Source organism: Paenisporosarcina quisquiliarum (genome assembly GCF_043641925.1).
Lineage (GTDB): Bacteria > Bacillota > Bacilli > Bacillales_A > Planococcaceae > Paenisporosarcina > Paenisporosarcina quisquiliarum_A.
Map to the genome: position 1 here is coordinate 63,616 of NZ_JBHZRU010000003.1, position 17,812 is coordinate 81,427.

21 protein-coding genes are annotated in these 17,812 nt (G+C 34.9%); 20 read left to right on the top strand and 1 reads right to left on the bottom strand.

Features of this window, described 5'->3' with window-relative positions; translation table 11 throughout:
* The first annotated feature begins 80 nt into the window (after nucleotides 1-80).
* From ACHUE4_RS03260 to ACHUE4_RS03305, 10 genes are all read left to right on the top strand, one after another.
* Nucleotides 81-1,025 carry a thymidylate synthase gene (locus tag ACHUE4_RS03260; protein ID WP_394187901.1) on the top strand — a complete coding sequence of 315 codons (945 nt, stop codon included), beginning with the start codon at nucleotides 81-83 and terminating at the stop codon, nucleotides 1,023-1,025.
* A gap of 14 nt (nucleotides 1,026-1,039) precedes the next feature.
* The gene (locus ACHUE4_RS03265; protein WP_394187902.1) at nucleotides 1,040-1,537 is read left to right on the top strand and encodes a dihydrofolate reductase; all 498 of its coding nucleotides are present in this window, start codon (nucleotides 1,040-1,042) and stop codon (nucleotides 1,535-1,537) included.
* The gene (locus ACHUE4_RS03270) at nucleotides 1,530-2,276 is read left to right on the top strand and encodes a lysophospholipid acyltransferase family protein (protein ID WP_394187903.1); all 747 of its coding nucleotides are present in this window, start codon (nucleotides 1,530-1,532) and stop codon (nucleotides 2,274-2,276) included. Before ACHUE4_RS03265 ends, ACHUE4_RS03270 begins: the two co-directional genes overlap by 8 nt.
* A 96-nt stretch (nucleotides 2,277-2,372) precedes the next feature.
* Nucleotides 2,373-3,212: a DegV family protein gene (locus ACHUE4_RS03275; protein ID WP_394187904.1), complete on the top strand. Its 840-nt coding sequence runs from the start codon at nucleotides 2,373-2,375 to the stop codon at nucleotides 3,210-3,212.
* A 57-nt stretch (nucleotides 3,213-3,269) separates the two neighbouring features.
* Nucleotides 3,270-4,082 (top strand): GDSL-type esterase/lipase family protein, encoded by an 813-nt coding sequence (locus tag ACHUE4_RS03280; protein WP_394187905.1) that lies wholly within the window; start codon nucleotides 3,270-3,272, stop codon nucleotides 4,080-4,082.
* A 15-nt stretch (nucleotides 4,083-4,097) separates the two neighbouring features.
* A complete protein-coding gene (locus tag ACHUE4_RS03285; protein WP_394187906.1) occupies nucleotides 4,098-4,670 on the top strand; it encodes a YpmS family protein in 573 nt (190 codons plus the stop codon).
* Between the two features lie 12 nt (nucleotides 4,671-4,682).
* Nucleotides 4,683-5,213: a peptide-methionine (S)-S-oxide reductase MsrA gene (msrA, locus tag ACHUE4_RS03290; protein WP_394187908.1), complete on the top strand. Its 531-nt coding sequence runs from the start codon at nucleotides 4,683-4,685 to the stop codon at nucleotides 5,211-5,213.
* Nucleotides 5,210-5,635, top strand: coding sequence for a peptide-methionine (R)-S-oxide reductase MsrB (msrB, locus tag ACHUE4_RS03295; RefSeq protein WP_394187909.1), 426 nt, complete (start codon nucleotides 5,210-5,212; stop codon nucleotides 5,633-5,635). The genes msrA and msrB overlap by 4 nt, the downstream gene beginning before the upstream one ends.
* 197 nt (nucleotides 5,636-5,832) lie before the next feature.
* Nucleotides 5,833-6,039: a hypothetical protein gene (locus tag ACHUE4_RS03300; protein ID WP_394187910.1), complete on the top strand. Its 207-nt coding sequence runs from the start codon at nucleotides 5,833-5,835 to the stop codon at nucleotides 6,037-6,039.
* A gap of 108 nt (nucleotides 6,040-6,147) precedes the next feature.
* Entirely contained in the window at nucleotides 6,148-6,465 is a 318-nt protein-coding gene (locus ACHUE4_RS03305; RefSeq protein ID WP_394187911.1) for a hypothetical protein, read from the top strand.
* Nucleotides 6,466-6,569: 104 nt separating this feature from the next.
* Here the strand turns inward: ACHUE4_RS03305 and ACHUE4_RS03310 are convergent, their stop codons facing one another.
* The gene (locus ACHUE4_RS03310; RefSeq protein ID WP_394187912.1) at nucleotides 6,570-8,420 is read right to left on the bottom strand and encodes a methyl-accepting chemotaxis protein; all 1,851 of its coding nucleotides are present in this window, start codon (nucleotides 8,418-8,420) and stop codon (nucleotides 6,570-6,572) included.
* A 119-nt stretch (nucleotides 8,421-8,539) separates the two neighbouring features.
* On the opposite strand from ACHUE4_RS03310, the gene ACHUE4_RS03315 reads away from it, so the two are divergent.
* The 10 genes from ACHUE4_RS03315 (at nucleotide 8,540) to ACHUE4_RS03360 (ending at nucleotide 17,803) form a co-directional block, all read left to right on the top strand.
* Nucleotides 8,540-8,770: a YozE family protein gene (locus tag ACHUE4_RS03315; protein ID WP_394187913.1), complete on the top strand. Its 231-nt coding sequence runs from the start codon at nucleotides 8,540-8,542 to the stop codon at nucleotides 8,768-8,770.
* A 32-nt stretch (nucleotides 8,771-8,802) separates the two neighbouring features.
* Nucleotides 8,803-9,573: a sporulation protein gene (locus ACHUE4_RS03320; RefSeq protein ID WP_394187914.1), complete on the top strand. Its 771-nt coding sequence runs from the start codon at nucleotides 8,803-8,805 to the stop codon at nucleotides 9,571-9,573.
* Nucleotides 9,574-9,640: 67 nt separating this feature from the next.
* Entirely contained in the window at nucleotides 9,641-10,345 is a 705-nt protein-coding gene (gene deoD, locus ACHUE4_RS03325; protein ID WP_394187916.1) for a purine-nucleoside phosphorylase, read from the top strand.
* Between the two features lie 135 nt (nucleotides 10,346-10,480).
* Nucleotides 10,481-11,977 (top strand): lmo1851 family serine protease, encoded by a 1,497-nt coding sequence (locus ACHUE4_RS03330; RefSeq protein WP_394187917.1) that lies wholly within the window; start codon nucleotides 10,481-10,483, stop codon nucleotides 11,975-11,977.
* A 66-nt stretch (nucleotides 11,978-12,043) separates the two neighbouring features.
* A complete protein-coding gene (locus tag ACHUE4_RS03335) occupies nucleotides 12,044-12,940 on the top strand; it encodes a CobW family GTP-binding protein (RefSeq protein WP_394187919.1) in 897 nt (298 codons plus the stop codon).
* Nucleotides 12,941-12,946: 6 nt separating this feature from the next.
* Entirely contained in the window at nucleotides 12,947-13,207 is a 261-nt protein-coding gene (locus ACHUE4_RS03340) for a hypothetical protein (protein ID WP_394187920.1), read from the top strand.
* A 157-nt stretch (nucleotides 13,208-13,364) separates the two neighbouring features.
* The gene (locus ACHUE4_RS03345; RefSeq protein ID WP_394187921.1) at nucleotides 13,365-14,171 is read left to right on the top strand and encodes a CAP domain-containing protein; all 807 of its coding nucleotides are present in this window, start codon (nucleotides 13,365-13,367) and stop codon (nucleotides 14,169-14,171) included.
* A 110-nt stretch (nucleotides 14,172-14,281) separates the two neighbouring features.
* On the top strand, nucleotides 14,282-15,712 hold the full coding sequence (locus ACHUE4_RS03350) for a spore germination protein (RefSeq protein ID WP_394187922.1): 1,431 nt from the start codon (nucleotides 14,282-14,284) through the stop codon (nucleotides 15,710-15,712).
* A complete protein-coding gene (locus tag ACHUE4_RS03355; protein ID WP_394187923.1) occupies nucleotides 15,709-16,743 on the top strand; it encodes a GerAB/ArcD/ProY family transporter in 1,035 nt (344 codons plus the stop codon). Before ACHUE4_RS03350 ends, ACHUE4_RS03355 begins: the two co-directional genes overlap by 4 nt.
* The gene (locus tag ACHUE4_RS03360; RefSeq protein ID WP_394187924.1) at nucleotides 16,727-17,803 is read left to right on the top strand and encodes a Ger(x)C family spore germination protein; all 1,077 of its coding nucleotides are present in this window, start codon (nucleotides 16,727-16,729) and stop codon (nucleotides 17,801-17,803) included. The genes ACHUE4_RS03355 and ACHUE4_RS03360 overlap by 17 nt, the downstream gene beginning before the upstream one ends.
* The last annotated feature ends 9 nt before the right edge of the window (nucleotides 17,804-17,812 follow it).

Here is a 17,812-nt window from a genome sequence, read left to right on the forward strand (position 1 = left end):
AGGTGCACTCTTATCATGAAAACTCTTTAGAGTAGTTGAAGTAATTACTTTATAACAAGATAGAACTGGAGGGTCTACGAATGGATCAGTATTTACAACTTTGCAGAACAATATTAGCAGAAGGTGCTACGAAAAATGATCGCACAGGAACAGGCACAAAAAGTATTTTTGGTTATCAAATGCGATTTGATTTAACAAAGGGCTTTCCATTGATGACAACTAAACAAACAGCAATGCGATTAATCACCTCTGAATTACTGTGGTTTATTAAAGGGGACACGAACGTGAAATCCCTTATCGAACAACGTAATTATATTTGGGATGAGTGGGCATTTGAAAAATGGGTAAATAGTTCAGATTACACTGGGCCAGATATGACTAACTTTGGACTACGTGCATCACAAGACGAGGAATTTCAAAAAGTTGTTGATGAACAAATGAATACATTTAGAGAAAAGATCTTAAATGATGAAGAATTTGCAAATACATATGGTGATTTAGGTCCTGTTTACGGAAGGCAGTGGCGTTCTTGGCCAACTGCTGATGGCCAGTCCATTGATCAATTGAAGAACGTCATTTCTTCTATTAAAAATAACCCGGACTCAAGAAGACATATCGTTACAGCATGGAACCCTTCAGAAGTTGACGACATGGCACTGCCTCCATGCCACACTTTTTTCCAGTTCTATGTAGCCGATGGAAAACTTTCATGTCAGTTATACCAACGTAGTGCAGATGTATTTTTAGGCGTTCCATTCAATATTGCATCTTATGCTTTATTAACCCATTTAATCGCCCGTGAGTGTAATCTTGAAGTAGGTGAGTTTGTTCATACACTGGGTGATGCTCATATTTATTCGAATCATATGAACCAGGTAAATGAACAATTAGGAAGAACACCACGTGAACTACCAACACTAATCATTTCACCTGAAAAAACGTCAATATTTGATTTGGAAACGGAAGATATTACTATAGAAAATTACCATCCACATCCGCGAATAAAAGCTCCAATTGCTGTATAGAAAGTAGGGAAATAATGATTTCTTTAATTGTCGTCCATGATTTAAATCGAGTAATTGGTCATTTAAATAAAATGCCTTGGCATATTCCAAACGAACTTGCTTATTTTAAAGAGAAGACTATGGGGAAAGCAATGATTATGGGTAGAAATACGTTTGAATCCATTGGTCGTCCTTTACCTGGAAGATTAAATATCGTAATTACTAGAAATGAATCTTATCAACCAGAAGGTGTTACAGTTGTTCACTCACTTCAAGAAGCAATTTCAATTGCAAAGACATTTCATAAAGAAGTGATGATAATTGGAGGAGAACAAATCTTTAAGGACGCACTTCCACTCGCTGATCAATTATACGTTACGGTTATTGAAAGTGAATTTGAAGGGGATACATTCTTTCCGCCATATGAGAGTGAATGGACGCTTTCCAGTAAATCAGAAGAAATGATAACTGAAGAAGGATTACGTTACACTTATCAAGTTTTAAAAAGAAATAAGAGTACGAAAAATGTATAATTCCCTTCGAACTTTTTCATTTTTGTTTGGCTATTTGCCATTCAGCTTAAAAGATTTGCGTAATGTGCAAAAGCAAAAGGATCTGCTTTCGACTGCAGAGTATGACCAACTTGTCCATCAGCAACCGAAAAAGTGGGCAAACGGAATTTTAAAACGAACGAAAAGCACTTTTAACGTAGAAGGACTGGATTTACTTCCTGAAGGTCCGGTTCTATTTGTTAGCAATCATGAAGGTAATTTTGATATCCCAGTTTTGATTGCACACATTCCAAAGCCTTTTTCATTTATGTCTAAGATTGAAGTGAAAAAGCTCCCTATTATTAGAGATTGGATGGAAGCGATGAACTGTGTTTTCATTGATCGAACAGATAGAAGGAGTGCAATGCGTTCCATCACAGATATGATATCAACCTTACAAGCAGGTCATTCTATGATTATATTTCCTGAAGGCACGCGTAGTAAAAAAAATGGTGTTCAGGAATTTAAATCAGGATTCACAAGGATTGCAAAAGGTGCTGAGGTTCCCATTATTCCAATTGCAATTGTAGGAACATCGGACATTATGGAAAACAATAATAATAAGATAAAAGCTGCACATGTAGAGATACGTGTTTTAGAAGCTATTCCCGTTGAACATATAAAAGAGTTATCATCAAAACAACTTATAGAGACTGTTCAAAACGTAATAACTCAAAAAGTAAATGAAATACATCTTGAGCGAACCCAAATGCGAAAGTGAAGCAGATGGGTTTTTGCTTTGTATGATAAATGCAATTAGTTTACAGATGATTAAAACGTTTTTTATAATATAGAAATAGAGAAGGGTGTGTCATTCATGTCAAAAATTCATATTGTTACCGATTCAACAGCTGATTTAACTTCTGAGCAAATTATTCAATATAATATCCATGTTGTACCTTTAACTGTCCAAATCGATGGTAAAACCTACACTGATGGAGTTGACTTACAAGCGGAAGCATTTTTAGAACTTATGAAATCTTCTAAAGAATTGCCAAAGAGTTCTCAACCTGCTGTCGGGATTTTTCATGAATTATATGATGAACTAGGTAAAAATGGAGATCAAATCATTTCTATTCATATGACTGGTGGCATGAGTGGTACAGTGAAATCTGCACAAGCTGCAGCTGAAATGTCTTCTTCCGATGTAACTGTAATCGATTCTCGATTTATATCATATGCTTTATCATTTCAAGTGTTAGAAGCTGCACAGTTAATTGCACAAGGTGCATCATTAGATGAAGTTGTCAAACACGTTGAATCAGTTCGAGAAAGAACTAATTTATTTGTAGTGGTGGATACATTGGAAAATCTGGTAAAAGGCGGCCGAATAGGGAAAGGGAAGGCTTTAATCGGTTCACTTCTATCGATTAAACCAATCGCTTCTTTAGAAGGTGGAGAATATACACCAGTTCATAAAGCTAGAAGTCATAAACAAGTTGTCCAATATTTATTCGATCAGTATCAAAAAGATACAGAAGGTAAGAAAGTAAAGTATGTAGGGATTTCACAAGCGAATGGATATGCAATGTCAGATCCACTTAAAAAACGTATAGAAGAATCAGGTTTTAATGATGTTCAAGTTGCTTTCACCTCACCGGTTATAAGTACACATACCGGTATTGGCGCAATTGGATTTATGTATATGGTTGAATAAAATGAAATCTGAAGCAGGGAGAAATCCCTGTTTTTCTTTTGAGAAGGGGAGAGAGACATGAGAAAGAAATTGATACTTGTCATAGTGATGATTGTTTTGTTGACAGGATGTCAATTAGAATTTATGAGCTCAAAAGACTTCACTATAAGAGAATCAGTAAAATTAGAAAAGCTACGTATAGAAAAGACCTTCATTCAAGAAAATAAAGTCCTCATTGGCATCGGTGATTCCCTTACTCAAGGTGTAGGTGATGAAAGAAAGCTTGGAGGATATATGGGTAGATTAGCAAGTCACGTATCCGAATTTAAAGGTGTTAAGGATGTAGAAATTGAAAATCTAGCTAAACGCGGTAGAAGAAGTGATCAATTGCTTGCTCAAATTGAATCAGGCGAAGTGAATGATGACTTAAAGAAAGCGGATATGATTTTGATGACCATTGGCGGCAATGACGTGATGGCGATTGTGAAAAAGGACTTATTTGAGTTGAAAATTGAAACGTTTGAAAAAGAATTAATCGAATTCTCCAATAGATACAATGAAATTTTGAAGGAAATTCGCATGGTTAATCCTGATGCTCCGTTGATATTAATGGGTTTATATAATCCTTTTTCTATCGTAACGGAAGAAGAAAATGAGTTCGATACGATTTTGTTGAATTGGAATAAGTCGATTCAAGCGATGGCAGAGCAAGATTCTAAAGCATGTTTCATAACTGTAGACGACTTATTTAGTTCTAATGCGAATCTTGTTTACCATACGGATTTTTTCCATCCAAATAGTAAAGGCTATGAACTAATGTCAGAACGCATGCTCGAATCAATTCAAACATGCGGTTTAAAAGAACTAACAAACGGGGAAATGGATTTCTAAGGAGATGATGCATAAATGAACAAATGGAAAATCGCATTTTTATTATTAATCGCTATATTAGTCACTGCAATCATCTTTTTCGCATTTTGGATTAGCTCACCTTCAGAAAAAACGATCGTACCTGAGCCGAAAACCGCTGCAGAGGGAAATGTATTGACTCTAAAGACAACAAAGGATGACTTTGAAGGGATTGCGAACTCATACATACAAGAAGCCATGAAGGGGCAACCAATGCCTGTAACAATGAGCGTTGAAAACCAAATTTTACTGACGACTGAACTGACTATTTTCTCTACTGATATCCCAGTCATTATGAAGTTTGATCCGATTGTTGAGAAAAATGGCAATTTGAAATTAAAACAAACTGGTGTTGAAGTCGGAAGATTAGATTTGCCGCCTGAAAGCGTGTTAAAGTTGATGAAAGATTCTGTATCGTTACCTGAATGGATGATTGTTCGCCCGGAAGAAGAAGATGTTTATATTGATTTGTCTCGCATTCCGATGAAATCAAACGTTTCTGTAAGAGCTAAAGAATTTAATCTTCAACAAGATGAGATTACGTTAGAAATTACCGTACCTTCAAAATAAGGGGGACCTAAAATGGAGTTAGAAAAAGCAACATTCGCAGGTGGCTGTTTTTGGTGTATGGTGAAACCATTTGATTCATATGATGGCATTCACTCAGTGATTTCAGGATACACTGGGGGAGAATTAGAAAATCCAACATATGAACAAGTTTGTACCAATCAAACGGGTCACAAAGAAGCCGTTCAAATTACTTTTGATCCATCTATCTTTTCATACCAAGAGTTAGTAGAGATTTTTTGGCAACAAATTGATCCAACTGATGAAGGAGGACAATTTTTTGATAGAGGATCTTCCTATCAAACAGCTATTTTCTATCATAGTCCTGAGCAAAAAGAGATTGCAGAACAATCTAAAGCTGAATTGCAAGCAAGTGGCAAGTTCAGTAAACCAATAGCGACATCTATATTAGAAGCTAAACCATTTTATCCTGCAGAAACTTACCATCAAGATTATTATAAAAAGAATCCGGCCCATTACAACCGCTATCAAGTAGGTTCTGGTCGAGCTGGATTCAAAGAAAATATGTGGGGGGTAAACGAATGAATAAAGAAGAATTGAAACAAAAGTTAACACCTATTCAATATCATGTTACGCAAGAAAACGGTACGGAACCACCTCATCGTAACGAATTTGATCAACATTTCGATGAAGGAATATATGTTGATATCGTGTCAGGAAAAGCTCTCTTTCATTCGAAAGATAAATACGACGCAGGTTGCGGATGGCCAAGCTTTTCTCAACCAATTGAAAACTTAGAAGTAACTGAGCATTTTGATGAGTCACATGGAATGAGACGAACGGAAGTTCGAAGCAAAACAGCAAACTCTCATTTAGGTCATGTGTTCCCTGATGGACCTGGTGAGAATGGTTTAAGGTATTGCATTAATTCAGCTGCTTTACGATTTGTACCAAAGGATCAATTAGAAAAAGAAGGATACGGCGAGTATCTTTCATTATTCTCATAAAATAAACCTTGGAAATTACTAAATTTCCAAGGTTTTTTTTATCGTTTTAAAATAGGATATTAAATGGTTTTTGTAGTTTATTTCCATTTATGAAACTAATCGTTAGTCAAAAACGTAATCATATATAAACAGTTTATGAGAATGTAATTGAAGATAGTGAAGTGATCAAACGGAGTAGGGGATCGAGGTGATTGAGTATGAATGAGCGATTTAATTTAAGTTTTAAAAACAAGGAAGTTCGAATGTGGCTTTATATCATGATGCCAACTTTTATTATTGGAAGCTTGTTGCTGATTTTTGGTGATTATAAAGATCAATATATTAGATTTTCAGTGTTAGTGATCGCAATAATTGGTTTCTATATTTGGCGTTTTGTTTATAGAAGAAAACAAAAGCGGAATTAACTTCCTTGAGATTTAGAGAGAATATACATAAAAATAGAATGCATCAAGTATAGCTAATGAATTTTATTTGTAGGGGTTTATTAAAAAAATTAGCCGAGGGGGAGAAGTATGACAGAAATAGAAGGTTTAGTTATTCCAGTGATTATTTCGATAATCATTACAAGTATCTTTTCAATATTTTTCATGCGAAAAGATAAGATAGATAAAGGATTTGCAATAAATTATTTTAAATTATCATATAGAAGAAAGATGATTCGTACATTAACAGTTTTTCCTTTATTAATAGTAGCGTCTATATTGATTATTATATATACAGAAATTAATTCTGTAGTATTGACTACCTATGGGGTAATCATTTACAGCCTTTTCTTACTCCAGCTTTTATATAATTATATTAATTGGAAGAAGAAAGAATGTGGGTCATAATATTTCCACTGAGAAAAGCATCATATCATTGTGGAAATCCATTCATAAGAAAAGGGGCCACCTCTTGTCACTAAATGACGAGAGACGGTCCCTTTTTATTGAAGTTAAATTTTAAATTCATTTATGACTTTTCTAAGTTGGTCGGCTTGTTCGGATAGTTCCACAGCAGATGCATTAATTTCTTGCATAGCTGCTGAACCTTGTTCTGCAGCTGCGGCACTTGTTTCTGAATTCATAGCGGTATTTTCAGCAATTTGATTTACCTCTACAAATGAGGATGCCACTTCTTGAGAATAAGTAAGGGTTTGTTCGATTTGGTTGACCATTTTCTCAATAATTTGAATGGTATCGTTCGTTTGATACATAATCTTTTCAAGTGAACTATTCGTTTCATTTGCTACCTCTACACCACGAATAACTGTTTGAACTCCATCATGATTTTGTTTTACGATAGCTTTCACTTCATGTTGGATTGAACTTACAATGCCTGTGACTTCCTTAGCTGCCTTCTGGGATTGTTCAGCAAGCTTTCTTACCTCATCAGCAACAACAGCAAATCCGCGTCCATGCTCGCCTGCACGAGCCGCTTCAATTGCAGCATTTAATGCTAGAAGATTCGTTTGTTCGGAAATATCTGTAATGGTGCGAATAATGGAAGTGATTTCATTTGATTTTTTACCCAGAGCTTCTACAGTTTCTGTTGTATTTGCCATCGTTTCTTCTATGGACATCATCACGTTAGAAGAATGTTGTACCGATTGACCACCTTCGTAGGCTGCTTCTTTCATCTGGTCCGTCGCTTTAATTACTTGATGTGCGTCATTACTTAAATATCTTGCAGATTCTTCAAGTAAATTCATTTTTTGAACAGCTAATGTCATACTTCTCATCGTTTGTTCACTACCTGCAGCGATTTCGTTCGTTGTATCAGCAATTGATTGGATGGTATAGGATGTTTGATCTGCCGAAGCCATCAATTGTTGTCCGCTTGACGATACATTTTCTGCAAGATCTCTCACTCGTTTAACAAGTTCACCAATTGATTCGATTAATGTATTTGTACTACCAGCGATTTGTGCAAATTCATCATTTGTTTTAACCTTAACTCTTCTTGTTAAATCTCCGCCTGCGTTTGCAATATCTAAAATAGAGGTATTGATAACATACGTATTTCTTCGAATGGATTTATAAAGGAAGAATCCAAATGAAATGGCTAATAACACTGAAATAGTGGTAAGGATTAAGAAAATAAGTAATGAACGATTTGTTTCTGCTTCAAGTTGCTTTATTTGGGCATTATTTTGATTAGCCAATAACTCATTCATCATGCCTATATGAACATCAATATAATCCATTGCTGTTTTTCCGTTACCAGCCATAATTAAGCGTTGTGCGTTTTCAATACCTAATTCATCGCGTGCTTTTACAACTCGTTCAGAATACTGTATATATGTATTGTAGAATTGTTCAATAGAAGTTAAACTTTTCATTTCTTTTTCTCTATTTTTAAAGGATTTGTTTAAATTCTTTAAGCTGGTACCAATTGCGTCTTTTTTAGACTTATATGTATTTAGAAAATTATCTTTTCCTGTGATGACATAACTTTGTTCAGCATTTGCCATTTTAGAAATATCAGTTGCAAGTTGATTAATCTGTAATTGTTCAGCCATATCTTTCTCTGTAAATTCTTTTAATTCACTTTGTAGTGTTTTTAAATTAGTAGATGATACAGTAAGCATAGCGATTAGCATGATGACCAGTAGGGAGAAGATAAGAACAATTTTTCCGCGAATTAAGTCCCAAAATTTAGCTCTTTTATCGTTAAATTGATTGTCTACATTTACTGATTTGTTTTGGCGATTTTTAAAGAAATGTTTTGATGGCTTTTTAGCTTCCTGCTTTTGTTCTGATTTTATTTTCGGAACCTTGCTTGCTTTACCTAGTTTCTTTAGCACGTACACACCAACTTTTCATGTAATTTTGTATGATATTGATAAGTTTACTTGTTTTAGTCGTAATTATCTATACTTTTCTGAATATTATAAGACTTCTTAACTAAAGGGAGAGAGTAAATATGAATCACACTTTTTATAAATACGCGTTAACATTTAGAGGGGGACCTAAATCGGACTTGAGAGCACAGTTTGCAGAAGCCATGTTTTCAGATTTAACATTTCCAAAGCAATCTTCGGATTTTCATGAGCTGTCGCGTTACATAGAAGAATTAGCACATGAAGATATGAGTGCAACAATTTTTGATGATTTATGGTCTTTATATGAAACGAATGTCCTTTCTCAATCGTAAAAGAAAATATAAAGATTAAGGGGGAAATATAAATGTCATTTTTCAATAAAATTTTAGCTTCTGTCGGTGTAGGAAATGCAAGAGTAGATACAAAATTAAGTGATTCAATTTTTACAGCTGGCAATACGATTTCAGGTGTTACCGAAGTAACTGGTGGTCATACGTCACAAGAAATTGAGAGCATCTATCTAAAGGTTTTTACAACATACGAACGGGAATCAAATGACAGTAAATACACTGATTCAGTTGCCTTTTTTTCATATAAACTCAATGAACCCTTTACAATTCAAAAAGATGAAATGAAATCATTTCCTTTTTCGTTCAAGCTACCATTAATTACACCAGTTACAATGGGGAAAACGAGAGTCTGGATTCAAACGAGCTTGGATATCAAAAATTCAGTGGACCCGGGAGATAAGGATTTTATTGAAATTCGACCAAATGCTTTTGTTCAAGCTGGATTAAATGCTGCTCAAAATTTAGGACTTATATTAAGAAAAGTGGATTGTGAAGAAGCTCCTCGAGCTTATAAAGGAATGACTAAATTTGTTCAGGAGTTTGAATTCGTCGCAATAAATGGTCCATTTAAAGGGAAGTTTGATGAGATCGAGTTGGTTTTCATACCAAAAGAAGACGACCAATATGAATTACTTGTTCAAGTGGACCGTCGTGTTAGAGGATTTACTAGCTTACTTTCTGAAGCCGCTGGTTTAGATGAATCATATTTTAGACTGCATTTAACATCTGCAGATTTCCCTCAGCTTGAAAGTCGATTAAAGCAAGAGATTGGCAGGTATGCGTAAGTATTTGCATGTAGTGAAGAAAAACAGTATGATAGTACGGAAATGTCAATAAAGTGAGGTTAAAAAAATGAGTGTTCATATTAATGCAAAAAAAGGCGATATCGCCGATACGATTTTACTACCAGGAGATCCACTACGTGCTAAATATATTGCAGAAACGTTTTTAGAAGACGTTGTTCTTTATAATGAAGTTCGTAACATGTTTGGTTACACAGGTACTTACAAAGGTAAACGAATTTCAGTACAAGGTACTGGTATGGGTGTACCTTCTATTTCGATTTATGTAACTGAATTAATGAATGAGTATGATGTTCAAAAACTAATTCGAGTTGGGACTTGTGGATCTATTCATCACGATGTAAAAGTTCGAGATGTAATTATTGCACAGAGTGCATCGACGGATTCAAAAATGAATGAAATTATTTTCAATGGAATTAATTTCGCTCCAACAGCTGACTTTGATTTACTTTTAAAAGCATATAATGCTGGTAAAGAAAAAGGCTTGAATTTAAAAGTAGGAAATGTCTTCACAGAAGATGTTTTCTATAATGAGCATGCTGAACACGAAAAATGGGCTCAATACGGTATTTTAGCTTTAGAGATGGAATCTTCAGCATTATATACCCTAGCAGCTAAGTTTGGTCGTCAAGCACTATCTATCTTAACGGTAAGTGATCATTTACTTACAGGTGAAGTGACTTCTTCTGAAGAACGTCAATTAACATTTAACGATATGATTGAAGTGGCTTTAGACGCAGCTATCCAAGATTAATTTTACGTTCATGAGAAAAGGCTGTCATATGAGAATTGACAGCTTTTTTCTTTCCGTTAATACATAGAAACTGATAAACTATACATATACATTGAAGCGTATTATTTAGGTTTCGATTTGAAAGTGGTGAATAATTTGGACGATCAACAAAACAATCAAGAGCATCAAAACGAGCAAGCTGAAATTGACCATCAAAACGCACCTGCAAGTAAATATATACGGTTAAAACCTTTCTTCTTTATCATGTTAATTTTCACCTTGATATTAAGTACAGCAGGTTTAACTATATTCGCTTTAACGTTTGGTGAAGATAAAGTGGTTGAAGTTGGCTCACCTGAGAGAAGAGAATTCCAAAAATTATATCAAGCTTATGATGATTTAAAAGCTGAATATTACGCTGATATTGACCAAGAAGCATTAGTAAATGGTGCGATTAACGGTATGATTGATGCACTTGGCGATCCATATTCAGATTATATGAATCAAGATGAAGCTGCTCAATTTGAAGAAAGCATTTCTTCTAGTTTCCAAGGGATTGGTGCAGAAATCCAAGAACGCAACGGTTTTATTTCCGTCGTTTCACCAATTAAAAACTCACCAGCTGAAAAAGCAGGTATTCTTCCAAATGATCAAATTATCGCGGTAGATGGTGAAAGTATTCAAGGAATGAGTGCTTCAGAAGCTGTATTGCTGATTCGCGGAGAAAAAGGAACATCGGTCTCTTTAACCATTAAACGTGGTGATATGAGTGATCCGATGGAAATCACAATCGTTCGTGATGAAATTCCGATTGAAACTGTTTATGCGGAATTATTAGAAGACCAAGTTGCCCATATTCAAATTACAAGTTTTTCACAGAACACATATGATGAATTGCTTAAGGCTATTACTGATATGGAAGAAAAGGGTATGAAAGCCATGGTTCTGGATGTCCGACAAAATCCAGGTGGTTTATTAACATCGGCCATTGACATTTCGAATTTGTTTGTGGATGCTGGAAAACCGTTATTCCAAACAAAAGTAAAAGATAAAGATGCTGAAATCTATACAGCTACAAATGGTACAAAAGTTGAAGTGCCTGTCACTCTATTAATCGATGGTGGTAGTGCATCTGCTTCAGAAATTCTAGCTGGTGCCATGAGCGAATCCGCTGGTACACAATTAATCGGATTGAATACATTCGGTAAAGGTACTGTTCAAACGGCTAATGAATTAAATGATGGATCCAACATGAAATTTACAACAGCTAAATGGTTAACCCCAGAAGGTAACTGGATTCATGAAAAAGGAATTGCGCCAGATATTAAAATTGAATATCCTTCTTATACTCAACTGCCTTATTTAGATGCATCAGTCGAGTTGAAAACAGGCGTTCTTTCAGATCAAGTTAAGGCAGCAGAAGAAATGCTTGTTGCTATTGGACTTGATACTGGGAAGGTAGATGGATTATTTGATGAGCAGACTGAAACAGCCATCAAACAAATTCAAAAAGAGAGTGAACTTGAAGAAACAGGTATCTTAACAGGTGACACAACATATGCCTTAATGGATCGCTTACGCGTTAAAATTGAAAAAGAAGATCCACAGTTGCTCAAAGCAAAAGAATTATTAATGAAAGAATTAGCTAAATAATTTGAAGCTGGCCTGTTCAATAGGCCAGCTTTTTTCCTAGGATTTTATCGTGAAAGGATGCTTTTTATGAAAGATGTATATTTACTTAGTGGTTTTTTAGGAAGTGGCAAAACCTCTTTATTAACAGATATCATACGTCAATTTAAAGAAAATGGGTTAAAGCCTGCAGTTATTATGAATGAATTAGGGAAACTTCCGTTCGACTCGCAATCAGTGGAAGACGATGTCCCTTTAAAAGAAATGTTAGAAGGGTGCATTTGTTGCACGGGTTCCGAGAAAACGGAAGCTCAATTACAAACTTTATTAACTGGTGAAACATTTGACGTGTTATTAATAGAAACAACAGGAGCTGCACATCCAGTTGAAGCATTAGACGCGGTTTATTCTCCTCTATTTGCAAAGGAACTGAATGTAAAAGGAATCGTTACTGTTGTTGATAGTAAACTTTGGCTAGATCGTGAAAAACTTTCACCTCAAATGCGTTCTTTATTCTTAGAACAAATTCGACATTCACATCTTTTGTTAGCCAATAAAATGGATTTATTAACAGATGGTGAACAGGCTAAAGTCATTTTTGAGCTACAAAGTTTTAATTCAACGGCAACACTGATTCAAACTTCACATGCTAAGTGTCCTCTATCTTATTTAGAAAAAATGAATGGATCGATTACTGAGCATCAAATTGTTCCAGCTCAAATAGGAAAAGATCTATCACTTTCAACGCGACTTGTTACTTTTAAACACCCAGTTATCCAAGATCAATTTGAAGATTGGTTAAGAACTTTACCTTCCACAGTTTTTCGAATGAAAGGTTACGTTCCAATAGAAGGAATAAAAAATCCTATGTTGTTTCAATATTCATACGGGATGGTGCAATGGCTACCTGAATTTGTGAAAATGGAACCTTCAATTGTTATTATTGGAGAACAAATATCTGAACTCAAAGTTCCTGGAAGTGAGTGAACGGGAATGAAAAGTTTAATAGAAGCATATCAAACGCTTTTTCCATTTCGAGGTGCTACACAAACAATTCGATCTTTGAATGACCTTGAATCTATCATAAAGACTGAATTGCTCGATGAATTAACACACCCACGAGTAAGAAAAACATCTTCCGAAAAATTAAAACTCGCTTTTTTAAGAATTGACGAAAGTAGACTAGCTGAACATGAGAAAACGAGTCTGAAAGCGTTTTACGAAGAAGTTTTTAATAGCGTCAATACCTTTTAAGAAGAAGTTTTTGGGAAATTCTCTAATACTACACATTTTATTGCTATAGAAAGCCTTATACAGCATACCTTTTCAATTCCGATGGTCACATTGGAAATGATTAGGTATTTTTTTACGAGAATTAACAGATAAGCTAGTTTGCGAGGAGGGATACAACATGAAAAAAATGTTAATCGGTTTAACAATGGGAACAATGGTTTTCTCATTAGGTCAAGCTACATCAGCAGAAGCATCATTTTCATCTAATACACCTACTTGTAACACTGAGGTGAAATATGACTGGTCAACTAGTAATAAAAATATAGAGTTTGATTCTACTACGCAAAAACAACTAATCGAGCAAATTAATGCTCAATTGGCTGCTAACGGATTCAAACAAACAATAGATTTCAAAGCACCACAAAAAGCAGCTGCGCCTGCTAAAAAAGAGGCAACTCAACCGGTGGCACAAAAGCCAGCCGAAGCAGCAAAACCTGCAGCGAAAGCACCAGCTGCACAGCCGGTAGCTTCAACACCCGCTCCAACACAAACTGCTAAGCCAGCAGAAACGCAACAACCAGCTGCAGCACCTGCAGCAGATGCTTCAATTTCATCAATTGAACAACAAGTTTTAACATTAACGAATCAAGAACGTGCAAAAGAAGGTTTAAAACCTCTTGCTACTGATTCAGCATTGATGGACTCGGCACGTGCAAAATCATCAGATATGAGTAACAATAATTATTTCTCTCATACGAGTCCAACATTAGGTTCACCATTCGATCAAATGAAAGCAAAAGGTATTCAATACAAAGCCGCAGCTGAAAATATCGCAATGGGACAAAGAACAGCTGCTGAAGTTGTAAAAGGATGGATGGAATCACCAGGTCATAGAGCAAATATCATGAACGGTAGTTTTACACACATCGGAATTGGTTATGATGCTCAAGGTCACTACTGGACACAACAATTCATTCAAAAATAAGTATTTAGACCATCTCATTTCGGTGAGATGGTCTTTTCTATTTATATACATAGTTTTTCGTTTAAATAAAGCTTAAATTTCCCATACTCAAAAGATGAGGAGGGGAATTTATGGAAGCGTATAATAAGCTCGCACCATTTATCAAAACATTATTTCATGATTCAGCCGATTTAATTGTTCGGCCCCTCGATTGGCCAGAAGGGGAAGCTATTCTATGTCAATATTCAGTATTAGCTAATCAACGAGCAGTAAATGAACAAATTGATACACTTTCTCAGAAGTTTCAAGAAGGTCAATCCAATTGGGGAGAATCTTCCAGTTCTACGGTCGAAGTATTTCACGCTGCAAAACTAGTAGAATACGTGAGCAAAGGTGAATCGGTCGTATTATTTAGTGAAACCAACTTATTATTAAGAATCAATTTGCCTAGTAATACAAACAGATCCGTTATGGAACCTGATAGCGAACATATCATTCAAGGTGCACATGACGGCTTTGTTGAAAACATGGATATGAATATTGCATTAGTACGAAAAAGACTAAGTATCCCAGATTTAGTCGTAAAGAAAATGATTATTAGTCAGTCTTCTAATTCACCTATAACTTACATGTACATAGAATCGAAAGTAAGCAAAGTTACCTTAGATGAAATAGAATACCGTTTAAGAAAAATTGAAACGGAATATCTTTTCAGCTCTGGCCAACTAGCTGACTTTTTAGAAGATACTGTTTGGTCTCCATTTCCACAATTAATGACGACTGAGCGTCCAGATAAAGTGGCAACAAATTTAATGGAGGGTAGAGTTGTCTTAATGTTAGACAATACACCAACAGTATTACTAGGTCCTATTACTTTTGCATCGTATTTTCAATCGCCAGATGACTTTAATGGACGTGTTTTAGTTGGTACATTTTATCGGATATTAAGAATTGTAAGCTTTTTGACAGCCATTTTTTTACCTGCATTTTATATTGCAATCGTAAGTTTTCATTATGAAGTACTTCCATATGAGCTGAGCAAAACGGTGAAAATAGCTGTTAATGAAATACCTTATCGTCCTGTTATAGAAGCAATGATATTAGAGATAACAATTGAATTAATTCGAGAAGCAAGTATTCGCTTACCTAGTCCGATTGGGCAAACAATCGGTATTGTAGGTGGATTAGTTATTGGGGATGCAATTGTTAGTGCCGGACTTGTCTCAAATGTGATGGTAATCGTGGTTGCATTAACAGCTATCTCAAGCTTTGTTATCCCTTCTATAGAAATGAATACAACGATTCGTTTACTAAGATACCCATTTATGCTTGCTGCTACTGTCCTTGGCTTTTTTGGTATTGTTATTGGAACAATCGTTTTATTTATTCATCTCATTAACTTACGTTCGTTTAAACAACCTTATTTTTATCCGATTGTTCCTTTTAGACCAAAAGTATTTAAAGACGTTTTTTTGAGACTTCCTTTTACCAAACCACACAATCAGACAACTTCATTTAGTCCTAAAGAACCTGTGGAAGAATCGGGTGATTCCAAAGAATGAAATTTTCCCTATCCAAAAATCAATTTTTTATATTTTTATTTATTGTTCAAACAGGATCTATTTCAATCGCATTCCAAACTCCAATAATTAAAGCTGCCGAACAGGACGCATGGATTGTATTTATTGTTGCGCTTCTAATACAATTTTTCCTTCTTGTTCTATATGAAAGATATTATAAGCACTTTGTCTTGAATCGGTTTTTAAAATGGGTGTATTCAATTTATATAATGCTGATATTAGTAATATTTGTTGCAAATATTGAAAAATCACTTTCAGTTTGGGTTTTTCAAAACACACCACCCTATGTCATAGTTGCCATTATTGTCGCGACTTCATTATATGCGAACTTGAGTAAACCTGAATCAGTTGTTAATTTAGGTGTATTATTATTTCCCTTGTTTCCGCTAATATTCTTATTTTTATTTTTAGCGACTCCTGATTTAATATGGACAAATCTCTTTCCAATGGGCAATATTTCGATGAAGGAATGGGTGTATGGTTTAAGGGAAGCAAATCTTGCATTTGTCGGGACAGAGATGTACTTAATCTATCGTGGTTATTTATTGAATACAGAGAAAATATTTATGAAAACAATTGGGAAATATATATTATTTATTGGAAGTTGTTATTTAATTACAGTTTTATTTACCATCATGTTTTTTTCACTAGCTGAAATAGTAATCGTTCCAGAACCGATAGTATATATATTAAAATCTCAAGAAGTTCAGTTTATCGAAAGACTTGATTTGTTTTTCATCATTATTTGGATGACGTGGAGTGTTGTTACTGTTATTTATCTCGTCTTTACAGTCCTTTTATTATTTAACATGAAGAGAACAAAAAAAGGAATCCGTTCAGTAGTCGGGATTCATCTATTACTGATTATCATCCCATTAATTATTATTTGGAAGGATCTATTCAAAATTGGCTATGAGATTCTCATGTACGGATATTTTATTTTTGCTTTTATCGTTCCTTTCTTCGTGATCATCATAAATGCATGGAGGTCAAAAGATGCTCAAAAAACTTAGTTGTTTCTTCTGTATCCTGTTATTAAGTGGTTGTTGGGACGAGCGACAATATAAAGATTTTGCACTAGCTTCAATGGTTGGACACGATGGAAAAGTTAATGATTTAATATCTTATTTTTCAGTCCCGGTCATTAACGGAGAAGAGATAAGTTCAATCATTGTAAAAGCGGAAGGACGCTCCACTCGTGAAGTAAGGATACATGCGAATACAAATACCCCGCAAAATCTGGATGTCTCTAAATTATCTGTGCTTTTTTATTCAGATGAGACTCTCAAAACAGATTTCTACCAATTTTTAGATGTCTATTTTCGCACAGCTCATAATCGATTAAGTACTCTTGTTGGGATAACAGAAGGTTCTACCAAACCTTTTTTAGAAATAGGGAATGCTGAAAATAAAGATGCTGGTGCTTACTATGACGATTTTATCAAAGGTCTAGCACAATCATCAATCTATCCTGAAACAGATTTACAAACAATATGTACAATCCTTTTTGACGACGGAATGGACCTCACTTTACCTTACTTTGGTATCAATGAAGAGGAAAATACACCTGAAACCTTAGGTGTAGCTCTTTTTAACGGTAAAATATATTCAGGCACTTTTTTAAATGTTAATCAAGCCAAATTATTAACTATACTAAAAGATGAAATCGGTAAGTATACAAATCTTACGTATATTTATGAAGGAATTCCAGTATCCATTGAAGTTAAAAGAGTGCATAGAAAGTGGGATTTCAGTCATCTCGAAAAGTCTGGGAAGGTGAGTATGTCTTATGATTTAATTATAGACGTACAAGAATTTTCACCGGATCATTTAGAGGATTATAAAAATAGAATTGAACTTGAAAAATTCCTATCAAAAAGACTTAAAGAGGACACAATGGAAATGTTTGAGGTTCTTCAGGAAACGAAAAGTGATCCATTAGGAATTGGTAGAAGAGTTCGAGCATTTCATCCAAAGGTTTGGGAAAAAGGGAAATGGGCAGATATATTTAGTGAACTAACACTTGATATTAAATATGATGTTCAAATCAAACGAACAGGCATCTTATTTTAATCGTCCGAT

What these genes read in the sequence shown, in the direction of transcription:
- ACHUE4_RS03260 (WP_394187901.1), top strand. Translation starts at nt 81, where the DNA reads ATGGATCAGTATTTACAACTTTGCAGAACAATATTAGCAGAAGGTGCT.
- ACHUE4_RS03265 (WP_394187902.1), top strand. Translation starts at nt 1,040, where the DNA reads ATGATTTCTTTAATTGTCGTCCATGATTTAAATCGAGTAATTGGTCAT.
- ACHUE4_RS03270 (WP_394187903.1), top strand. Translation starts at nt 1,530, where the DNA reads ATGTATAATTCCCTTCGAACTTTTTCATTTTTGTTTGGCTATTTGCCA.
- ACHUE4_RS03275 (WP_394187904.1), top strand. Translation starts at nt 2,373, where the DNA reads ATGTCAAAAATTCATATTGTTACCGATTCAACAGCTGATTTAACTTCT.
- ACHUE4_RS03280 (WP_394187905.1), top strand. Translation starts at nt 3,270, where the DNA reads ATGAGAAAGAAATTGATACTTGTCATAGTGATGATTGTTTTGTTGACA.
- ACHUE4_RS03285 (WP_394187906.1), top strand. Translation starts at nt 4,098, where the DNA reads ATGAACAAATGGAAAATCGCATTTTTATTATTAATCGCTATATTAGTC.
- msrA (WP_394187908.1), top strand. Translation starts at nt 4,683, where the DNA reads ATGGAGTTAGAAAAAGCAACATTCGCAGGTGGCTGTTTTTGGTGTATG.
- msrB (WP_394187909.1), top strand. Translation starts at nt 5,210, where the DNA reads ATGAATAAAGAAGAATTGAAACAAAAGTTAACACCTATTCAATATCAT.
- ACHUE4_RS03300 (WP_394187910.1), top strand. Translation starts at nt 5,833, where the DNA reads ATGAATGAGCGATTTAATTTAAGTTTTAAAAACAAGGAAGTTCGAATG.
- ACHUE4_RS03305 (WP_394187911.1), top strand. Translation starts at nt 6,148, where the DNA reads ATGACAGAAATAGAAGGTTTAGTTATTCCAGTGATTATTTCGATAATC.
- ACHUE4_RS03315 (WP_394187913.1), top strand. Translation starts at nt 8,540, where the DNA reads ATGAATCACACTTTTTATAAATACGCGTTAACATTTAGAGGGGGACCT.
- ACHUE4_RS03320 (WP_394187914.1), top strand. Translation starts at nt 8,803, where the DNA reads ATGTCATTTTTCAATAAAATTTTAGCTTCTGTCGGTGTAGGAAATGCA.
- deoD (WP_394187916.1), top strand. Translation starts at nt 9,641, where the DNA reads ATGAGTGTTCATATTAATGCAAAAAAAGGCGATATCGCCGATACGATT.
- ACHUE4_RS03335 (WP_394187919.1), top strand. Translation starts at nt 12,044, where the DNA reads ATGAAAGATGTATATTTACTTAGTGGTTTTTTAGGAAGTGGCAAAACC.
- ACHUE4_RS03340 (WP_394187920.1), top strand. Translation starts at nt 12,947, where the DNA reads ATGAAAAGTTTAATAGAAGCATATCAAACGCTTTTTCCATTTCGAGGT.
- ACHUE4_RS03345 (WP_394187921.1), top strand. Translation starts at nt 13,365, where the DNA reads ATGAAAAAAATGTTAATCGGTTTAACAATGGGAACAATGGTTTTCTCA.
- ACHUE4_RS03350 (WP_394187922.1), top strand. Translation starts at nt 14,282, where the DNA reads ATGGAAGCGTATAATAAGCTCGCACCATTTATCAAAACATTATTTCAT.
- ACHUE4_RS03355 (WP_394187923.1), top strand. Translation starts at nt 15,709, where the DNA reads ATGAAATTTTCCCTATCCAAAAATCAATTTTTTATATTTTTATTTATT.
- ACHUE4_RS03360 (WP_394187924.1), top strand. Translation starts at nt 16,727, where the DNA reads ATGCTCAAAAAACTTAGTTGTTTCTTCTGTATCCTGTTATTAAGTGGT.